This window comes from Enterobacter sp. PL_is514 (genome assembly GCF_055816715.1).
Genome location: NZ_JBVPGN010000030.1, coordinates 47,826 through 64,145 on the forward strand (window position 1 = coordinate 47,826; position 16,320 = coordinate 64,145).

A 16,320-nucleotide genomic window follows, 5' to 3' on the forward strand; every position below is an offset into this window, starting at 1 on the left:
GATATGCGAAGGTGTTCTCCAGGCCTACAGGCGCAAATTAAATTTCGTCAGGCGTACGCAGATTGGTGACGGCAATACGTTCACCACGTTTACGCTCGCGCTCAGACTGCATGTTCGCGCGATACACACCCTGATCGCCAACAACCCACGACAGTGGGCGACGTTCTTTACCGATAGACTCCTGCAGCAGCATCAGCGCCTGCATGTAGGCTTCCGGACGAGGCGGACAACCCGGGATGTACACATCCACTGGGATAAACTTATCTACGCCCTGCACGACGGAATAGATGTCGTACATACCGCCAGAGTTTGCACATGCGCCCATGGAGATAACCCATTTAGGCTCCAGCATCTGGTCATAAAGACGCTGAATAACAGGTGCCATCTTGGTAAAGCAGGTACCGGCTACCACCATCAGGTCAGCCTGACGTGGTGAAGCACGCAGTACCTCGGCCCCAAAACGCGCAACGTCATGCACCGCAGTGAATGACGTCACCATTTCAACGTAGCAGCAAGAAAGGCCAAAGTTGTACGGCCAGATGGAGTTCTTACGACCCCAGTTGACCATATCGTGCATGGCATGTTCGAGTTTGCCCATGTACACGCTTTTATTGACTTCTTGCTCCAGGGGGTCGGTTACGATCTCCTGTTTTTGCAGGGGGTAACGGTCATTCTCACCGTTAGGATCTATGCGGGTGAGCGTATAATCCATCTTATTGCCTCGCTGTTACTGCTGACGATTAGAGATACTGTTTTCCGGGTTGATGTGTTCACGACGTGAACGCGCAGGCGTCCAGTCAAGCGCGCCAATACGCACCAGATAAACCAGACCGGCCAGTAGCACTAAAATGAAAATTGCGGCCTCGACAAAGCCCACCCAACCACTTTCGCGAATGGAGGTCGACCATGCGAAAAGGTAAAGCGCTTCCACGTCGAAGATGACGAAGAACATGGCTACCAGATAAAACTTGGCAGACAGGCGTAAGCGAGCGGTACCTACTGAATCAATACCTGATTCGAAAGGTGTGTTTTTGTGCCTTGCACGGGCGCGACCGCCCAGGAACCAGCCGCCGACTAACATCAGGCAGCACAGGCCAATGGCTACAATAAGAAAGATTGCGAATGCCCAGTGATGAGCGATGACTTCTGTGGATGTTGACATACTCATTGCTTACTCATCAAAAGTGATACCAACGACACTGCTCTTGCTGGCAGATGGGCATCACATCGATTCATGGGGAGGAACAAATAACCTTACACTAACTGTCAGAAATGAGACGTAGACAGCAAAATGATGGGGTTTTTTACTCCTTTCTATAACCTATTGTCAACTTTAACAAAGGTTTCTTCACATTAAATTACATCGAGCGATTCTCATTAACATTTGGTGCCCTTTAACCCTGGTGGGTGCATGACTTTCCGTCAAATGTATGTTGTTGAATCGTGTCCGTTTCGGAAGTAAAAAAAATAACCCTCCTATTTTGACAGGATTTGCCAACGATTCCTCCCCCCAAATAGGAGTATTTTCTTGATCTGTGACACGCTTTTGTTAATTCAACCAGGAAAACGGCAACATATTTCCTGTTTTTTTAACATGGGAGGTAGGTGGTTGAAGTTAGAACGGAAAACGGACAAGTTTTAAGCAAAAGAATTTAGCATGTTGATAAATATGAAGTATCCTGAAAACCCATACGCCATAAGCGGATATTTTTGCTAAAAAAAAGCCACTGCATGTGAAAATCACACGAGTGGCTTTTTTTTACACTTACATTTTGTTACCAGAATTTTGAGCAATCGATCACTCGAAATCCCCTTCAACGATCAGGGAATCATCCCCCCCTTCGGAGGTAACGCGTTCGAACTGCCACGGGTTATGGTAGTTTTCCATCGCCTCGAACACCACTTTGGCCAACTCGTTATGGCTGGACGAATTGTGGCAGAGCAGATACTCCGTATCCGGCAGCGCAGGAAGACCATCGGATTTTCCCAGGACGCGCAGATCGGGGCTCATCATCTCAACCGGACGGGCCGTCACACCCAGACCGGCCTTCACGGCAGCACGGACCGCTGGCAGCGTGGAAGCCACATACGCCAGACGCCACGGAATGTTGGCCTCATTCAGCGCCGTGAGCACCATATCGCGGAACGGGCTCGGGTCATCCAGTAAGACCAGTGGAACCGGCTCCCCTTTTTGCAGCACATATTCGGCCGCGCAATACCAGTGCGTAGGCGATGTACGCAGCGTCAGGCAGTCAAACTGCCCGGGACGATGCGTGGTGACCACCAGGTCGACTTTATTCTCATTTAACATCTCAACCATAAAGGCATTACGCTTTACGCTAACGTCCAGCGCAAGCTTCGGATAAACCGAACTAATACGATTGAGTAGAAACGGCAATATAGTATCCGCTGACTCATCAGATGCGCCTAACGTTAGCACCCCTTGAAGGTTGCTAAACATTAATGACATACATGCTTCATCATTAAAGCGAAGAATTTTCCTGGCATAACCCAGAAGCTGAATACCGTGTTCCGTTAAGAGCTTATTACGCCCATGACGCGCAAAAAGCTCTTTACCAACCAGTTGCTCCAGCCGCTGCATTTGCTGGCTGACGGCAGACTGAGTTCGGCAAACGGCGGCAGCAGCGGCTGCAAAAGTGTTGAGATCGGCGACCGCAACAAACGTTCTCAGCAGATCGAGGTCGAGATTCATTATCGGACGATTTGCATTTATCATATCTATTCACTTTCAGGTTGCTCGTGCGGAGCTGCCCGGGTTGAAGCTGTGTGTGTACAGTTAAGCAATTCCCTCTGAAGATTTTCCCTCGCATCCCGGCCCGGCAGACTGCCTGACAGATAGTTATTGTGCTGCTTTATATCAACAGTCAGAAAGCACGTTTCATGACGTTATTTTTATTCTCTTAAACGTTCAGGATATTTAGATGTTCGCAGGTTTATGTAAATTACATTAAAGGTATAACACCTTTTCTGCCATCTGTATCGCAGCGCTGTCAACGTAGCAGGAGATGTTCGACACATTCCAGCCAGAGATAACTCCAACAATAACAATCAATTAATGAGGAAAACCAGTCACAGATATACAAAAAACGTGTATCTGCACTCTGCTTTCCTGGAAGACATCTTAACCCAAATCCACTTTATTTATAAGTCTTATTGCAATATTGAGGATTAAAGAAGAATGTTAAGCTTCTAAACTAATTTTATTAGAATTAACTAAAGTTGCATTTTTTAGGTTAATAATAAATAAATTTTAATTTAGATTAAGACCATTCATTAATGGCACTTAACATTAATTTCACATGAGTAACTTTTAGCCACAGCATGCTATTACAGAAACAGGTATCAAGCATTCAGGTTTAACGAAATGTCACTCAGGGTGATTGCCACCTTTGTCCCGCTTCCCACCTATTTTTACCAGCACAATATACACAATTTTGACAAATTAATAGCACATTTAACCCAATATGGCACCGTGCGCACAACTTTAAGCCAGCATAAAAGCATACACCCAGAGAAAAAGATTTATCAAAATTTTGCTCCCGGCACAAAATCTTCTACTGCACACCCTTCAAAACGAAGCGAGGGGGGAGTACATTATTCCGTGCTGACTTCCACGGCAGGGAGTGGCAATCATAGCGAAAAGGTTAAAGGTTCATGTCCCCTATCGAAAAATCCAGCAAGCTAGATAACGTCTGTTATGACATCCGCGGCCCGGTTCTGAAAGAGGCAAAACGCCTTGAAGAAGAAGGCAACAAGGTTCTGAAACTCAACATTGGTAACCCAGCGCCATTTGGTTTTGAAGCGCCGGATGAAATTCTGGTTGATGTGATCCGCAACCTTCCTACTGCACAAGGCTATTGCGATTCAAAAGGACTTTACTCCGCACGTAAAGCCATCATGCAGCACTACCAGGCACGCGGTATGCGTGATGTTACCGTTGAAGATATCTATATCGGCAACGGCGTCTCCGAACTGATCGTGCAGGCGATGCAGGCACTGCTGAACAGCGGTGACGAAATGCTGGTACCCGCGCCGGACTATCCGCTGTGGACGGCAGCCGTGTCACTGTCCAGCGGTAAAGCGGTGCACTACCTGTGCGACGAGTCCTCTGACTGGTTCCCGGACCTCGATGATATTCGCGCGAAAATTACGCCCCGCACGCGCGGCATCGTGATCATTAACCCGAACAACCCTACGGGCGCGGTATACTCGAAAGAGCTGCTGATGGAGATCGTCGAGCTGGCCCGTCAGCACAACCTGATCATTTTCGCCGACGAAATCTACGACAAGATCCTGTACGACGCGGCACAGCACCACTCAATCGCTGCGCTGGCCCCGGATCTGCTGACCGTCACCTTTAACGGCCTGTCTAAAACCTACCGCGTGGCCGGTTTCCGTCAGGGCTGGATGGTACTGAACGGTCCGAAAAAGCACGCCAAAGGCTATATTGAAGGGCTGGAGATGCTGGCCTCCATGCGTTTATGTGCCAACGTTCCGGCGCAGCACGCGATCCAGACGGCGCTGGGTGGCTATCAGAGCATTAGCGAGTTCATCGTTCCCGGTGGTCGCCTGTACGAACAGCGCAACCGTGCGTGGGAACTGATCAACGATATTCCTGGCGTCTCCTGCGTGAAGCCGAATGGCGCGCTCTACATGTTCCCGAAAATTGACGCGAAGCGCTTTAATATTCATGACGATCAGAAAATGGTGCTCGATTTCCTGCTCCAGGAAAAAGTGCTGCTGGTTCAGGGTACGGCGTTTAACTGGCCGTGGCCGGATCACGTGCGTATCGTGACGCTGCCGCGCGAAGATGACCTGGAAATGGCCATCAGCCGCTTCGGGCGCTTCCTCTCCGGATACCATCAGTAATCTTAAAATCAGGCTACTTCGGTAGCCTGATTTGCATCTTCCCTCCCCTCCCCGCACAATGAACGCCTGTCGCAGTGAAGACAAAAGGTACCCTATGAGTCAGAGTCATTTCTTTGCCCACCTCTCCCGCCTGAAACTCATCAACCGCTGGCCGCTGATGCGCAATGTCCGCACGGAAAATGTGTCAGAGCACAGCCTGCAGGTTGCGATGGTTGCTCACGCACTGGCCGCCATTAAAAACCGCAAATTCAACGGTCAGGTCAATCCAGAGCGCATTGCCCTGCTGGCGATGTACCACGATGCGTCAGAAGTGCTGACCGGCGATCTGCCTACGCCGGTAAAGTATTTCAACTCGCAGATTGCGCAGGAATATAAGGCCATCGAGAAAATTGCCCAGCAGAAGCTGATTGACATGGTGCCTGAAGAACTGCGCGACATCTTTGAGCCGCTCATCGATGAGCATCAGTACACGGAAGATGAAAAGTCGCTGGTCAAACAGGCCGACGCGCTCTGCGCCTACCTCAAGTGTCTGGAAGAGTTGTCCGCGGGGAATAACGAATTTTTACTGGCAAAAACGCGTCTGGAAAAAACGCTGGAATCCCGCCGCAGCGAAGAGATGGATTACTTTATGCAGGTGTTTGTGCCGAGCTTCCATCTGTCGCTGGATGAGATTAGCCAGGATTCGCCACTCTGATTTTCGCCCAGCGGCGCTGCGCTTGCAGGGCCTACGGGATTGTAGGCCGGGTAAGGCGTAGCCGCCACCCGGCAAAATGCTCAGAACGGGAACAGAACCGGTATCAATACCACGCATACCACCATCACCAGCACGGTGAACGGCACGCCCAGCTTCACGAAATCACTGAATGTGTAGTTCCCCGGCCCCAGCACCAGCGTGTTCACCGGTGAAGAAACTGGCGTCATAAATGCCGCTGAGGCCGCCATTGCGACCATCATCGCAAAAGGATACGGCGACACGCCCATGGATTTGGCCATCGCCAGCGCAATCGGCGCCATCAGTACCGCCGTCGCGGTATTGGAGATAAACAGACCGATAGTGGCACACATGATAAACAGACAGACCATCATCATGTACGGCCCATACCCGCCGCCCACGTCCATTAAGCCTTTAACGATAAGATCCACCCCGCCGGTTTTTTGCAGCGCTAGGGCGAAAGGCATCATCCCGACAATGAGAATGATGCTCGGCCAGTGAATGGCTTTATAGGCGCTTTCGGCGTCAATACAGCGGAATTTGCCCATCAACAGGCAGGCAATAATTGCCGCGACCGGATTGGGGATCTCATCGGTCAGCATCAGCGCCACCATCAGCACCAGACAGAAAATTGCGTGCGGGGCCTGGCTGTGCGCCGGGGAGGCATCGCTCTCCTCAACAGGCATGTTGAGCACCACAAAATCACGCCCTTTTTGCCCGAGCTGGCTTATCAGCTTCCAGTTACCGACGACGAGAAAAATATCGCCCAGCAGGATCGGTTCATCCACCACCGCCCCTTCCATCGCTACGCCATCGCGCTTCAGCCCCACGACGTTCAGGCCATAGCGGGTTCGGAACCCCATTTCCCGCACGGTTTTGCCCAACAGTTCCGATTCAGGGATGAGCGATACTTCGGCCATGCCAACATCCAGCGCCTGATCGGAGAAATACTCCCCGCGCAGCACCATTGGTTCCAGCAGCTGTTCGCTGCAAAACTCGCGCAGATCCACATCCGCGGTGGACATATCAATCAGCAGGACGTCCCGCGCGCGGAATTCCGACACCCCGTTGACGTTGACGATCACCCGACGAAACCGCCGCCAGCGCTCTACGCCGATCACATTCGCGCCATAGCGCTCACGCAGCTTCAGGTCATCCAGCCGCTGCCCCACCATCGGCGAGCCAGGACGAATAGCCAGACGGCGCGCGCGCCCGGTAAGGCGGTACTCTTTAATCAAATCGCGGAAGGTGCGTCGCTTCCACCCTTCCTTATTTTTTTCCTGTTTTTCACCTTTCAGGGCAAACCGGGTCAGCAGCATGTAGACCACGCCCAATACCAGAATGACCAGCCCCAGCGGGGTGACGCTGAAAAAGCTGAAGCCCTCAAATCCTTCGCGGATCAGTTCGCTGTTGACGACCAGGTTCGGCGGCGTTGCCACCAGCGTCATCATGCCGCTGATCAAACCGGCAAAACTCAGAGGCATCATCAGGCGTGACGGCGAGCTCTGCATCCGCATGGAGACGCTCAGCACCACCGGGATAAAGATGGCGACCACGCCCGTGGAGCTCATAAACGCCCCCAGCCCGGCGACGGTCACCATCAGGTAAATCAGCATTTTGGTTTCGCTGTTGCCCGCCACCTTCACCAGCCACGACCCCATGATGGTCGCCACACCGGTGCGCACCAGCCCATCGCCGATGATAAACAGGGCAGCAATCAGGATAACGTTGGGATCGCTAAATCCGGAGAAGGCTTCCGGTAGTGTGAGCGTACCGCTCAGCACAAACGCGACGATGACAAACAGGGCGACGGCGTCCATGCGTACCTTGCCCGTTGCAAAAAGAAGGATGGCGATTAAAAGCAGGCTCAGGACCCAAATCAGTTCACCGTTCACAACTTATCCTTGTCAGTGGAAGATGAGGAATTTTGCCATAAAAAAGCCCCAGCAATGTGGGGCCATATCATGGGATTACACTTTTAGCGAGACGGTTACAACTCCGTCAGAGGCTTTTGAAACAGACAGGGCCGTCAGTGAATCCAGCACCAAATCTGCCTCGTCCAGCCGGGGGGATCCGGCCGGAACGTTAACGGCGATGACGTGACTTCCTGCGTTCAGCCCGGCCAGTACGCCAGCGGCAGCGTCTTCCACCACCACACACTCTGCGGGGTCGAGGCCCAGCAGTTCAGCCCCCAGTAAAAATGCATCGGGTTCAGGTTTGCCGCGCTTAACGCGCTCCGCGGTGATAAACACTTCCGGTTTCGGTAAACCAGCTGCCTTATGACGGGCGTGGGCAACCGGAATGGAGCCTGAGGTGACGATAGCCCACGGGATCTGCGCCTCGTTCAGATGCTCAAGCAGCTCGCGCGCGCCCGGTAACGCAGTAATGCCGTCCGTATCCGTGGCTTCAATGTGTTCCAGGTATTTGAACTCCGCCTGAATTTCTTCCTCAGAACGTCCGGCCAGGAAGTGCCGTAACGAGGTAATGGCCTGTTTGCCATGGATAAAATTCAGCACGTCCTGATGGTCGATGCCATGTCTGTCAGCCCAATGGCACCAGGAACGCTCCACAACCGGCAGCGAATCCACCAGCGTACCGTCCAGATCAAACAGAAAACCTCTACACTGCACACGCACCTCCGTCAGGCATTAATGATTTGTTGAATTTCGTTGCTGCTTAAATGGTACTGACGCGGGCAGGCATGCCACGCGCTCAGCATACGCTGATATTTATCCCACATCGGAGTCTGCGCGTTGAAGCCGTGGGTGCCCGCGTCAAAGTGGGTATAGCGCCCTTCCGTATTCACCATAAAGCGAACATAGCTCAGATAACGCGCTTCCGTTGCCGCATCAAAGCCTAAGAAGGTCACGCGGCGCTCGTCAATGGACTGCTGATCTTTGAGATTCGTCCAGGAGACGTGCAGGGCGTGATACATCTCCATAATGTCGATCACGATGCGGCAGGTTTCTTCTTTCAGCTCGCCAAACTCGCGGTCCAGTTCGCGCATTTGCAAACCAAAACCGCGTTCGACGATGGTCTGCAGGCGGCTGTAGCGCGCAGCGTTATCGGGATCAAGCATAGTCATCATTTTGTACTGATTGGACAAAATCAGACGTTGAGCATGGGTCATTTCCATCTTTCGACTCCTGTAGCGCATTGCACTTAAAAAAAAGACACGGTAACTGATTGTTACTGTGCCTTCTTTTCGTCGTCGTTTCGATGATCAATCACAAGTCATCGAGGAATGTTTTATCGAGTTGCTTAAAAGCACGCTTTAACGTGTCCGCCAGCGCCTGGTAATCCGGCTTGCCTTCAACCGGGGCGAGCGCCTGCCCGGCCTCTTCCAGCTTGCCGCGCACTTCATAAAACCAGTGTAAAATAGAAGGGGGAAGTGGGGTGATGGACCGTTTACCTAACCACCACAGTCCCTGCATCGGCAGGCTTAATGCGAAGAGCGCCGTGGCGACCGCAGGTCCAAGCTGCCCACCCAACGCAATCTGCCAGCACAGCGTAAAGATAGCGACAGGCGGCATAAAGCGAATCGCATAGCGCGTGGCGCGGATGGTGCGATTCTCAATAAACATAGGCGCAAGGCGCTTTTCCATCGGCCACGTCTTTGCGTAATGCTGTCCCCGACGAAACAGACTAAAGAAATTTACGGACGGGTTCTCTGGTGTCGACATGGCTGTACCTCAACTTCACATATAAAAATTAAAATTTTCGTGCAAAACCACAACAAGCTATGACAACGTTCAAAATATTTTGTCATCTCTACCCCGTATCGGGTATCCTGTGCCAGCCTGATAGGGCCATAGACGAGAATCATTAACTCGTCAAATTATTGCATATTATGCCATTGGCTGAAAATTGTGCAAAATGGCATAAAATCATAGTTATTTCTTCCATCATGCCACAATGTTCGTTTGGCATGATGTTAATCATAAATGTCTGAGTCATCATGCGTTACGCTGTTAGACTCACTGACGTTTTTTTAGCCACGTATCAATAATAGGTACTTCCATGTCGAGTAAGTTAGTACTGGTTCTGAACTGCGGTAGCTCCTCACTGAAATTCGCCATCATCGATGCGCTCAACGGTGACGAATACCTCTCTGGTTTGGCCGAATGTTTCCATCTGCCTGAAGCACGTATCAAGTGGAAGATGGACGGCAGCAAACAAGAAGCGGCTTTAGGTGCAGGCGCCGCTCACAGTGAAGCGCTGAACTTTATCGTTAACACTATTCTGGCACAAAAACCAGAACTGTCTGCTCAGCTGACTGCGATTGGTCACCGTATCGTCCACGGCGGCGAAAAATACACCAGCTCTGTCGTTATCGACGAGTCTGTGATTCAGGGTATCAAAGACTCTGCATCCTTCGCACCGCTGCACAACCCGGCTCACCTGATCGGTATCGCTGAAGCGCTGAAATCCTTCCCGAATCTGAAAGACAAAAACGTGGCCGTGTTCGACACCGCGTTCCATCAGACCATGCCGGAAGAATCTTACCTCTATGCCCTGCCGTACAGCCTGTACAAAGAACACGGCGTACGTCGTTACGGCGCACACGGCACCAGCCACTTCTATGTAACTCAGGAAGCGGCAAAAGTTCTGAACAAGCCGGTTGAAGAAGTGAACATCATCACTTGCCACCTGGGCAACGGTGGTTCTGTTTCTGCTATCCGTAACGGTAAATGTGTTGATACCTCCATGGGTCTGACCCCGCTGGAAGGTCTGGTGATGGGTACGCGTTCCGGTGACATCGACCCGGCGATCATCTTCCACCTGCACGACACCCTGGGCATGAGCATTGACCAGATCAACAAAATGCTGACCAAAGAGTCTGGCCTGCTGGGTCTGACCGAAGTCACCAGCGACTGCCGTTATGTTGAAGACAACTACGCAGACAAAGAAGACGCTAAACGTGCAATGGACGTTTACTGCCACCGTCTGGCGAAGTACATCGGTTCTTACACTGCGCTGATGGAAGGCCGTCTGGACGCGGTTATCTTCACCGGTGGTATCGGTGAGAACGCAGCGATGGTACGTGAACTGTCCCTGGGTAAACTGGGCGTTCTGGGCTTCGAAGTTGATCACGAGCGTAACCTGGCTGCCCGCTTCGGCAAGTCTGGCTTCATCAACAAAGAAGGCACCCGCCCGGCTATCGTTATCCCAACTAACGAAGAGCTGGTCATTGCGCAAGACGCGCATCGCCTGACTGCCTGATTCCACACCGCCAGCAATGCTGGCGGTGCTGTTTTGTAACCCGCTACATTTGGGCGGTAACGAAAGAGGATAAACCGTGTCCCGTACTATTATGCTGATCCCTACCGGAACCAGCGTCGGCCTGACCAGCGTCAGCCTTGGCGTTATCCGTGCTATGGAACGCAAAGGCGTTCGTCTGAGCGTCTTTAAGCCAATCGCCCAGCCACGTGCCGGTGGCGATGCGCCAGACCAGACCACCACCATCGTTCGCAGGAATTCCAATCTGCCAGCGGCTGAACCGCTGAAGATGAGCCACGTTGAGTCTCTGCTGTCCAGCAACCAGAAAGATGTGCTGATGGAAGAGATCATCGCCAACTACCATGCTAACGCGCAAGACGCGGAAGTGGTGCTGGTTGAAGGCCTGGTCCCGACCCGCAAACACCAGTTTGCCCAGTCTCTGAACTTTGAAATCGCGAAAACCCTGAACGCAGAGATCGTTTTCGTGATGTCTCAGGGCACCGACACCCCAGAGCAGCTGAATGAGCGTATCGAACTGACGCGCAGCAGCTTCGGCGGCGCGAAAAACACCAACATCACCGGCGTGATCGTGAACAAACTGAACGCACCGGTGGATGAGCAGGGTCGTACTCGCCCTGACCTGTCCGAGATCTTCGACGACTCGTCCAAAGCGAAAGTCATCAAAGTTGACCCGGCTAAGCTGCAGGAATCCAGCCCGCTGCCAGTACTGGGCGCGGTGCCATGGAGCTTCGATCTGATTGCCACCCGTGCAATCGATATGGCGCGTCACCTGAACGCCACCGTGGTTAACGAAGGCGACATCAACACCCGCCGCGTGAAGTCCGTGACCTTCTGTGCGCGCAGCATTCCGCACATGCTGGAACACTTCCGCGCAGGTTCCCTGCTGGTGACTTCCGCAGACCGCCCTGACGTGCTGGTTGCAGCCTGCCTGGCCGCGATGAACGGCGTGGAAATCGGTGCGATCCTGCTGACCGGTGCCTACGAGATGGACCCACGCGTCAGCAAGCTGTGCGAACGCGCGTTCGCCACCGGCCTGCCGGTCTTCATGGTGAATACCAACACCTGGCAGACCTCCCTGAGCCTGCAGAGCTTCAACCTGGAAGTGCCGGTTGATGACCACGAGCGTATTGAGAAAGTTCAGGAATACGTTGCAGGCTACATCAACGCAGATTGGGTCGAATCCCTGACGGCGACCTCCGAGCGCAGCCGTCGTCTGTCTCCTCCAGCATTCCGTTACCAGCTGACCGAGCTGGCGCGTAAAGCAGGCAAACGCGTTGTTCTGCCAGAAGGCGACGAACCACGTACCGTTAAAGCGGCTGCTATCTGTGCAGAGCGCGGCATCGCGACCTGTGTTCTGCTGGGTAACCCGGATGAGATCACCCGCGTAGCGGCGTCTCAGGGCGTTGAGCTGGGCGCTGGCATCGAAATCGTTGACCCGGAAGTGGTTCGTGAAAGCTACGTTGCCCGTCTGGTTGAGCTGCGTAAGAGCAAGGGCATGACCGAAGCCGTTGCGCGCGAACAGCTGGAAGACAACGTGGTGCTGGGCACGCTGATGCTGGAGCAGGACGAAGTTGACGGTCTGGTTTCCGGTGCGGTTCACACCACGGCGAACACCATCCGTCCACCGCTGCAGCTGATCAAAACCGCACCGGGCAGTTCTCTGGTTTCTTCCGTGTTCTTCATGCTGCTGCCTGAACAGGTTTACGTTTACGGTGACTGCGCGATCAACCCGGATCCAACCGCAGAACAGCTGGCAGAAATCGCTATCCAGTCCGCGGACTCTGCGATTGCCTTCGGTATCGAACCGCGCGTAGCGATGCTCTCCTACTCCACCGGTACTTCTGGTGCAGGTAGCGACGTAGAGAAAGTGCGTGAAGCGACCCGTATTGCTCAGGAAAAACGTCCTGATCTGATGATCGACGGCCCGCTGCAGTATGACGCCGCGGTTATGGCTGACGTTGCGAAATCCAAAGCGCCGAACTCGCCGGTTGCAGGTCGCGCTACCGTGTTCATCTTCCCGGATCTGAACACCGGTAACACCACCTACAAAGCGGTACAGCGTTCTGCAGACCTGATCTCCATCGGGCCGATGCTGCAAGGGATGCGCAAACCTGTGAACGACCTGTCCCGTGGCGCGCTGGTTGACGATATCGTCTATACCATCGCTCTGACCGCGATTCAGTCTTCGCAGCAGCAGTAATGTTAAAAAGCCCGGTGGCGCTAGCGCTTACCGGGCCTACGGTTTTGTAGGCCGGATAAGCGAAGCGCCATCCGGCAAGAAAGGCGACCACTTAACCGGTCGCCTTTTTTATTTACAGCAGCTCGCGCGCCGCCGACACAATGTCATGTGCCGTCAGGCCATACTCCTTCTGCAGGAAATCCTGCGTCCCTACCTGACCGTAGCGCTCCTTGACGCCCACCCGCCGCATCGGCACCGGGCAGGTTTCCACCAGCACTTCCGCCACCGCCGACCCCAGGCCGTTGTGAATGCTGTGGTTTTCACAGGTGACGATGCGTCCGGTTTTCTCGGCGTAGTTTTTCACCAGCATCCGGTCGATGGGCTTCAGGGTAAACATGTCGATGACCGCCGCGCTGACGCCCTCCTGCTCCAGCTGGCGCGCCGCCTCCAGCGCTTCCGCCACCATGATGCCGTTGGCAATCAGGGTAATATCAGTTCCTTCACGCAGCACGTTGCCTTTGCCGATGGTGAAGGTGGAACCCGGTGCATACACGCTCGGCGCCTGCTTACGGATGGTCCGCACCCAGTAGAAGCCTTCGAGGTCGATAAGCTGGCGCAGCACGTCCTCAAACATCACCGCGTCGGTCACCTCCAGCACCACCGAGTGGGCCAGACCGCGTACGATGCCCATATCCTCAAACGACATATGCGTTCCGCCGTTGTGGCAGGCCGTCACGCCCGCATCCGAGGCAATCACCTTCACGTTGTTGCGCTGATAGTCCAGGGACATAAACAGCTGATCAAAACAGCGGCGGCTGGCAAACGCGGTAAAGGTATGAACGAACGGCTTGCGTCCGGTTAGCGACAGCCCCGCCGCGGTGCCAATGACGTTGGCCTCCATAATGCCGCAGTTAATCACGTGCTGCGGATAATCGCGCGCCACGCCGTCCATCGCCATCGAGCTCATCAGGTCTGCTTCGAGCGCAATGATGTCACTTCCGGCCTCAATCTGTTTTGCCACGAAGCCAGCGTAAACTTTACGCATCTCAACGGCGTCTTTCTGTCCTGCCGGTGCAACCTTAATCATGTGAAGCCTCCAGTTGGCGAATCGTCTCGTTGAGGGCCGCTTTGCTCTCTGCGGTCAATCGCAGGTGGTGCGAGTTGCTGAGCTGCTCCAGATACGGCACACCCTGCCCTTTGATACTGTCGAGGATGACGACTAACGGACGCGCATCAGCAGCCGGAACCCGCGACGTCACCTCCAGCAGCACAGGAATGTCGTCCCCCTTCACCGTCACCACATCAAAGCCAAAGGCGCGGAATTTGCCCTCCAGGTCAAACGCGCTGATGATCTCGTCCAGCTCGCCGTCGAGCTGCTGTTTGTTCCAGTCTACAAATACCGTCAGGTTATTCAGGCGATGGTGGGCAATAAACTGGAACGCCTCCCAGCACTGCCCTTCGTTCAGCTCGCCGTCGCCGACGATGCAGAAGACCCGATTCGGTCGCCCGGCCAGCCTGTGCGACAGCGCCATGCCGCCCGCGATGGAAATCCCCTGCCCCAGCGAACCGGTGGTGGCGTCCACGCCGCGCGTTTTCAGGCGGTCCGGGTGGCTGGGCAGCCGCGTGCCGTTCTGGTTTAGCGTGCTCAGCTCTTCTGTCGGGAAGTAGCCCTTGATCGCCAGGGTACTGTAGAGCGCCGGGCCCGCATGGCCTTTCGACAGGACAAAGTAGTCTCGCTCCGGCCAGTCCGGATCCGCCGGGTCGATTTTCATCACCGCGCCGTACAGCACGGCCAGGGTTTCGACCACCGACATGCTGCCCCCGTAGTGGCCAAAGCCCAGCTGCGTCAGGGATTTCAGCGTCTCAAGACGAATCTGACGCGCGAGTTCGGTTATCTCTTTCTCATTCATGATTTGGCTCCGGTGTTTTCCTGCGCGTTACCGCCCGCAGGTTTGTTTTTCGCGAAGACGTTGTACGCCACCAGCAGCGCGAACAGCGCCACGACCAGCCCGGTGATAGCAAGCGGCGACAGGAAGCGTGCAAGGTTGCCGAGCACAATCCCGACCGCGCCGAAGTCGGCGTCAGAGAAGGTGGTGTTGGCAAAGCCAATGGCGCCGAGTACCGGCAGCAGCAGGACCGGCAGGAAGGTAATCAGCAGGCCGTTAGCAAAAGCGCCAATCATCGCCCCGCGACGTCCGCCGGTGGCGTTACCAAACACGCCCGCCGTTGCGCCGGTGAAGAAGTGCGGCACCACGCCCGGGAGGATTAGCACCCAGCTAAACTGACCGCAGATGAACAACCCCACAATCCCGCCGAGGAAGCTGAACAGGAAGCCAATCAGCACCGCGTTAGGCGCATAGGGATAGACCACCGGGCAGTCCAGCGCAGGACGCGCGTTCGGCACCAGTTTTTCCGAGAAGCCGGTAAAGGCCGGAACGATTTCCGCCAGAATCAGGCGTACGCCCTGCAGGATGATGAACACGCCCGCCGCAAAGGTAATCGCCATGATGATGGCGTAGACCAGGTAGTTCTGACCGCCGCTGAAGGTGGCCTCCACGTACTCGCGCCCGGCGCTCACCGCCATGATCAGGTAGATGATCATCATGGTCAGGGAGATGGAGATCGAGCTGTCGCGCAGGAAGCTCAGGTTCTTCGGCAGGTTCATCTCCTCAGTTGAGCGGGAGCCTTTACCGACCTTGCTGCCAATCCAGCCGGACAGCACGTAGCCCAGCGTGCCAAAGTGGCCGAAGGCAATCTCATCATTGCCGGTAATGCGCTTCATGTAGCGCTGGGCAATCGCCGGGAAGAAGGCCATGATCAGGCCGAGGATCAGCGAGCCGGTAAAGACCAGCCCCACGCCCTCAAAGCCCGCCACCGTCAGGATCACGCCAATCATGCACGCCATATAAAACGTGTGGTGTCCGGTCAGGAAGATATACTTCAGGCGGGTAAAGCGGGCGACGATAATATTCGCCACCATCCCGAAGGCCATAATCAGCGCGGTCGCTGCACCGTATTTTTCCAGCGCAATGGACACTATCGCTTCATTGTTTGGAATGATGCCCTGGATAGTAAAGGCATGTTCAAACATACCGCCTAAGGGATTTAATGACCCGACCAGCACCGTAGCGCCGCCGCCCAGCACAATAAAGCCCAGGATGGTTTTAATGGTCCCTTTCACCACGTCGGAAAACGCTTTTTTCTGCGCAACCAGACCGATTAACGCGATTAAACCGACCAGCACCGAAGGGACTTTTAAAATATCAACAACGAAATTCAGCGTTTCAAGGATAAACAT

At 54.1% G+C, this 16,320-nt stretch carries 14 protein-coding genes; 4 read left to right on the forward strand and 10 right to left on the reverse strand.

Going from position 1 to position 16,320, the window contains the following annotated elements; all coding sequences use genetic code 11:
- Window positions 1-37: 37 nt before the first annotated feature.
- The 3 genes from nuoB to lrhA form a co-directional block, all read right to left on the reverse strand.
- Window positions 38-712 carry an NADH-quinone oxidoreductase subunit NuoB gene (gene nuoB, locus AC0TNG_RS09475; RefSeq protein ID WP_003861482.1) on the reverse strand — a complete coding sequence of 225 codons (675 nt, stop codon included), beginning with the start codon at window positions 710-712 and terminating at the stop codon, window positions 38-40.
- Between the two features lie 15 nt (window positions 713-727).
- Window positions 728-1,168: an NADH-quinone oxidoreductase subunit NuoA gene (gene nuoA / locus AC0TNG_RS09480; protein WP_006176516.1), complete on the reverse strand. Its 441-nt coding sequence runs from the start codon at window positions 1,166-1,168 to the stop codon at window positions 728-730.
- Between the two features lie 630 nt (window positions 1,169-1,798).
- Window positions 1,799-2,737: a transcriptional regulator LrhA gene (gene lrhA, locus AC0TNG_RS09485; RefSeq protein ID WP_021241557.1), complete on the reverse strand. Its 939-nt coding sequence runs from the start codon at window positions 2,735-2,737 to the stop codon at window positions 1,799-1,801.
- A gap of 938 nt (window positions 2,738-3,675) precedes the next feature.
- Here lrhA and alaA point away from each other — a divergent pair.
- Window positions 3,676-4,890 (forward strand): alanine transaminase AlaA, encoded by a 1,215-nt coding sequence (gene alaA / locus AC0TNG_RS09490; RefSeq protein WP_008500204.1) that lies wholly within the window; start codon window positions 3,676-3,678, stop codon window positions 4,888-4,890.
- A 94-nt stretch (window positions 4,891-4,984) separates the two neighbouring features.
- The gene (yfbR, locus tag AC0TNG_RS09495; RefSeq protein ID WP_024908967.1) at window positions 4,985-5,584 is read left to right on the forward strand and encodes a 5'-deoxynucleotidase; all 600 of its coding nucleotides are present in this window, start codon (window positions 4,985-4,987) and stop codon (window positions 5,582-5,584) included.
- Window positions 5,585-5,664: 80 nt separating this feature from the next.
- Here the strand turns inward: yfbR and AC0TNG_RS09500 are convergent, their stop codons facing one another.
- From AC0TNG_RS09500 to yfbV, 4 genes are all read right to left on the reverse strand, one after another.
- Window positions 5,665-7,497 (reverse strand): SLC13 family permease, encoded by a 1,833-nt coding sequence (locus AC0TNG_RS09500; RefSeq protein WP_024908966.1) that lies wholly within the window; start codon window positions 7,495-7,497, stop codon window positions 5,665-5,667.
- Window positions 7,498-7,572: 75 nt separating this feature from the next.
- Window positions 7,573-8,232 (reverse strand): sugar phosphatase, encoded by a 660-nt coding sequence (locus tag AC0TNG_RS09505; protein ID WP_024908965.1) that lies wholly within the window; start codon window positions 8,230-8,232, stop codon window positions 7,573-7,575.
- A gap of 11 nt (window positions 8,233-8,243) precedes the next feature.
- Window positions 8,244-8,738, reverse strand: a complete 495-nt coding sequence (locus AC0TNG_RS09510) for a YfbU family protein (RefSeq protein ID WP_008502874.1) — start codon at window positions 8,736-8,738, stop codon at window positions 8,244-8,246.
- A 91-nt stretch (window positions 8,739-8,829) separates the two neighbouring features.
- Complete coding sequence (yfbV, locus tag AC0TNG_RS09515; RefSeq protein WP_008502875.1) at window positions 8,830-9,285, reverse strand: terminus macrodomain insulation protein YfbV; 456 nt, start codon at window positions 9,283-9,285, stop codon at window positions 8,830-8,832.
- A gap of 337 nt (window positions 9,286-9,622) precedes the next feature.
- Between yfbV and ackA the strand changes: the two genes are divergently transcribed.
- Together ackA and pta are read left to right on the forward strand one after the other, a co-directional pair.
- Window positions 9,623-10,825 carry an acetate kinase gene (gene ackA, locus AC0TNG_RS09520; protein WP_024908964.1) on the forward strand — a complete coding sequence of 401 codons (1,203 nt, stop codon included), beginning with the start codon at window positions 9,623-9,625 and terminating at the stop codon, window positions 10,823-10,825.
- A 76-nt stretch (window positions 10,826-10,901) separates the two neighbouring features.
- Complete coding sequence (pta, locus tag AC0TNG_RS09525) at window positions 10,902-13,043, forward strand: phosphate acetyltransferase (RefSeq protein ID WP_473713419.1); 2,142 nt, start codon at window positions 10,902-10,904, stop codon at window positions 13,041-13,043.
- A gap of 112 nt (window positions 13,044-13,155) precedes the next feature.
- Here the strand turns inward: pta and AC0TNG_RS09530 are convergent, their stop codons facing one another.
- The 3 genes from AC0TNG_RS09530 to AC0TNG_RS09540 are packed head-to-tail and all read right to left on the reverse strand — an operon-like array spanning window position 13,156 to window position 16,320.
- A complete protein-coding gene (locus AC0TNG_RS09530; RefSeq protein WP_090419965.1) occupies window positions 13,156-14,109 on the reverse strand; it encodes a transketolase family protein in 954 nt (317 codons plus the stop codon).
- On the reverse strand, window positions 14,102-14,932 hold the full coding sequence (locus AC0TNG_RS09535; RefSeq protein WP_024908961.1) for a transketolase: 831 nt from the start codon (window positions 14,930-14,932) through the stop codon (window positions 14,102-14,104). Before AC0TNG_RS09535 ends, AC0TNG_RS09530 begins: the two co-directional genes overlap by 8 nt.
- Complete coding sequence (locus AC0TNG_RS09540; RefSeq protein WP_023312548.1) at window positions 14,929-16,320, reverse strand: PTS ascorbate transporter subunit IIC; 1,392 nt, start codon at window positions 16,318-16,320, stop codon at window positions 14,929-14,931. The genes AC0TNG_RS09535 and AC0TNG_RS09540 overlap by 4 nt, the downstream gene beginning before the upstream one ends.

Coding starts and splice junctions, on each gene's coding strand:
- nuoB (WP_003861482.1), bottom strand. CDS start 712: ATGGATTATACGCTCACCCGCATAGATCCTAACGGTGAGAATGACCGT.
- nuoA (WP_006176516.1), bottom strand. CDS start 1,168: ATGAGTATGTCAACATCCACAGAAGTCATCGCTCATCACTGGGCATTC.
- lrhA (WP_021241557.1), bottom strand. CDS start 2,737: ATGATAAATGCAAATCGTCCGATAATGAATCTCGACCTCGATCTGCTG.
- alaA (WP_008500204.1), top strand. CDS start 3,676: ATGTCCCCTATCGAAAAATCCAGCAAGCTAGATAACGTCTGTTATGAC.
- yfbR (WP_024908967.1), top strand. CDS start 4,985: ATGAGTCAGAGTCATTTCTTTGCCCACCTCTCCCGCCTGAAACTCATC.
- AC0TNG_RS09510 (WP_008502874.1), bottom strand. CDS start 8,738: ATGGAAATGACCCATGCTCAACGTCTGATTTTGTCCAATCAGTACAAA.
- yfbV (WP_008502875.1), bottom strand. CDS start 9,285: ATGTCGACACCAGAGAACCCGTCCGTAAATTTCTTTAGTCTGTTTCGT.
- ackA (WP_024908964.1), top strand. CDS start 9,623: ATGTCGAGTAAGTTAGTACTGGTTCTGAACTGCGGTAGCTCCTCACTG.
- AC0TNG_RS09530 (WP_090419965.1), bottom strand. CDS start 14,109: ATGATTAAGGTTGCACCGGCAGGACAGAAAGACGCCGTTGAGATGCGT.
- AC0TNG_RS09535 (WP_024908961.1), bottom strand. CDS start 14,932: ATGAATGAGAAAGAGATAACCGAACTCGCGCGTCAGATTCGTCTTGAG.
- AC0TNG_RS09540 (WP_023312548.1), bottom strand. CDS start 16,320: ATGTTTATCCTTGAAACGCTGAATTTCGTTGTTGATATTTTAAAAGTC.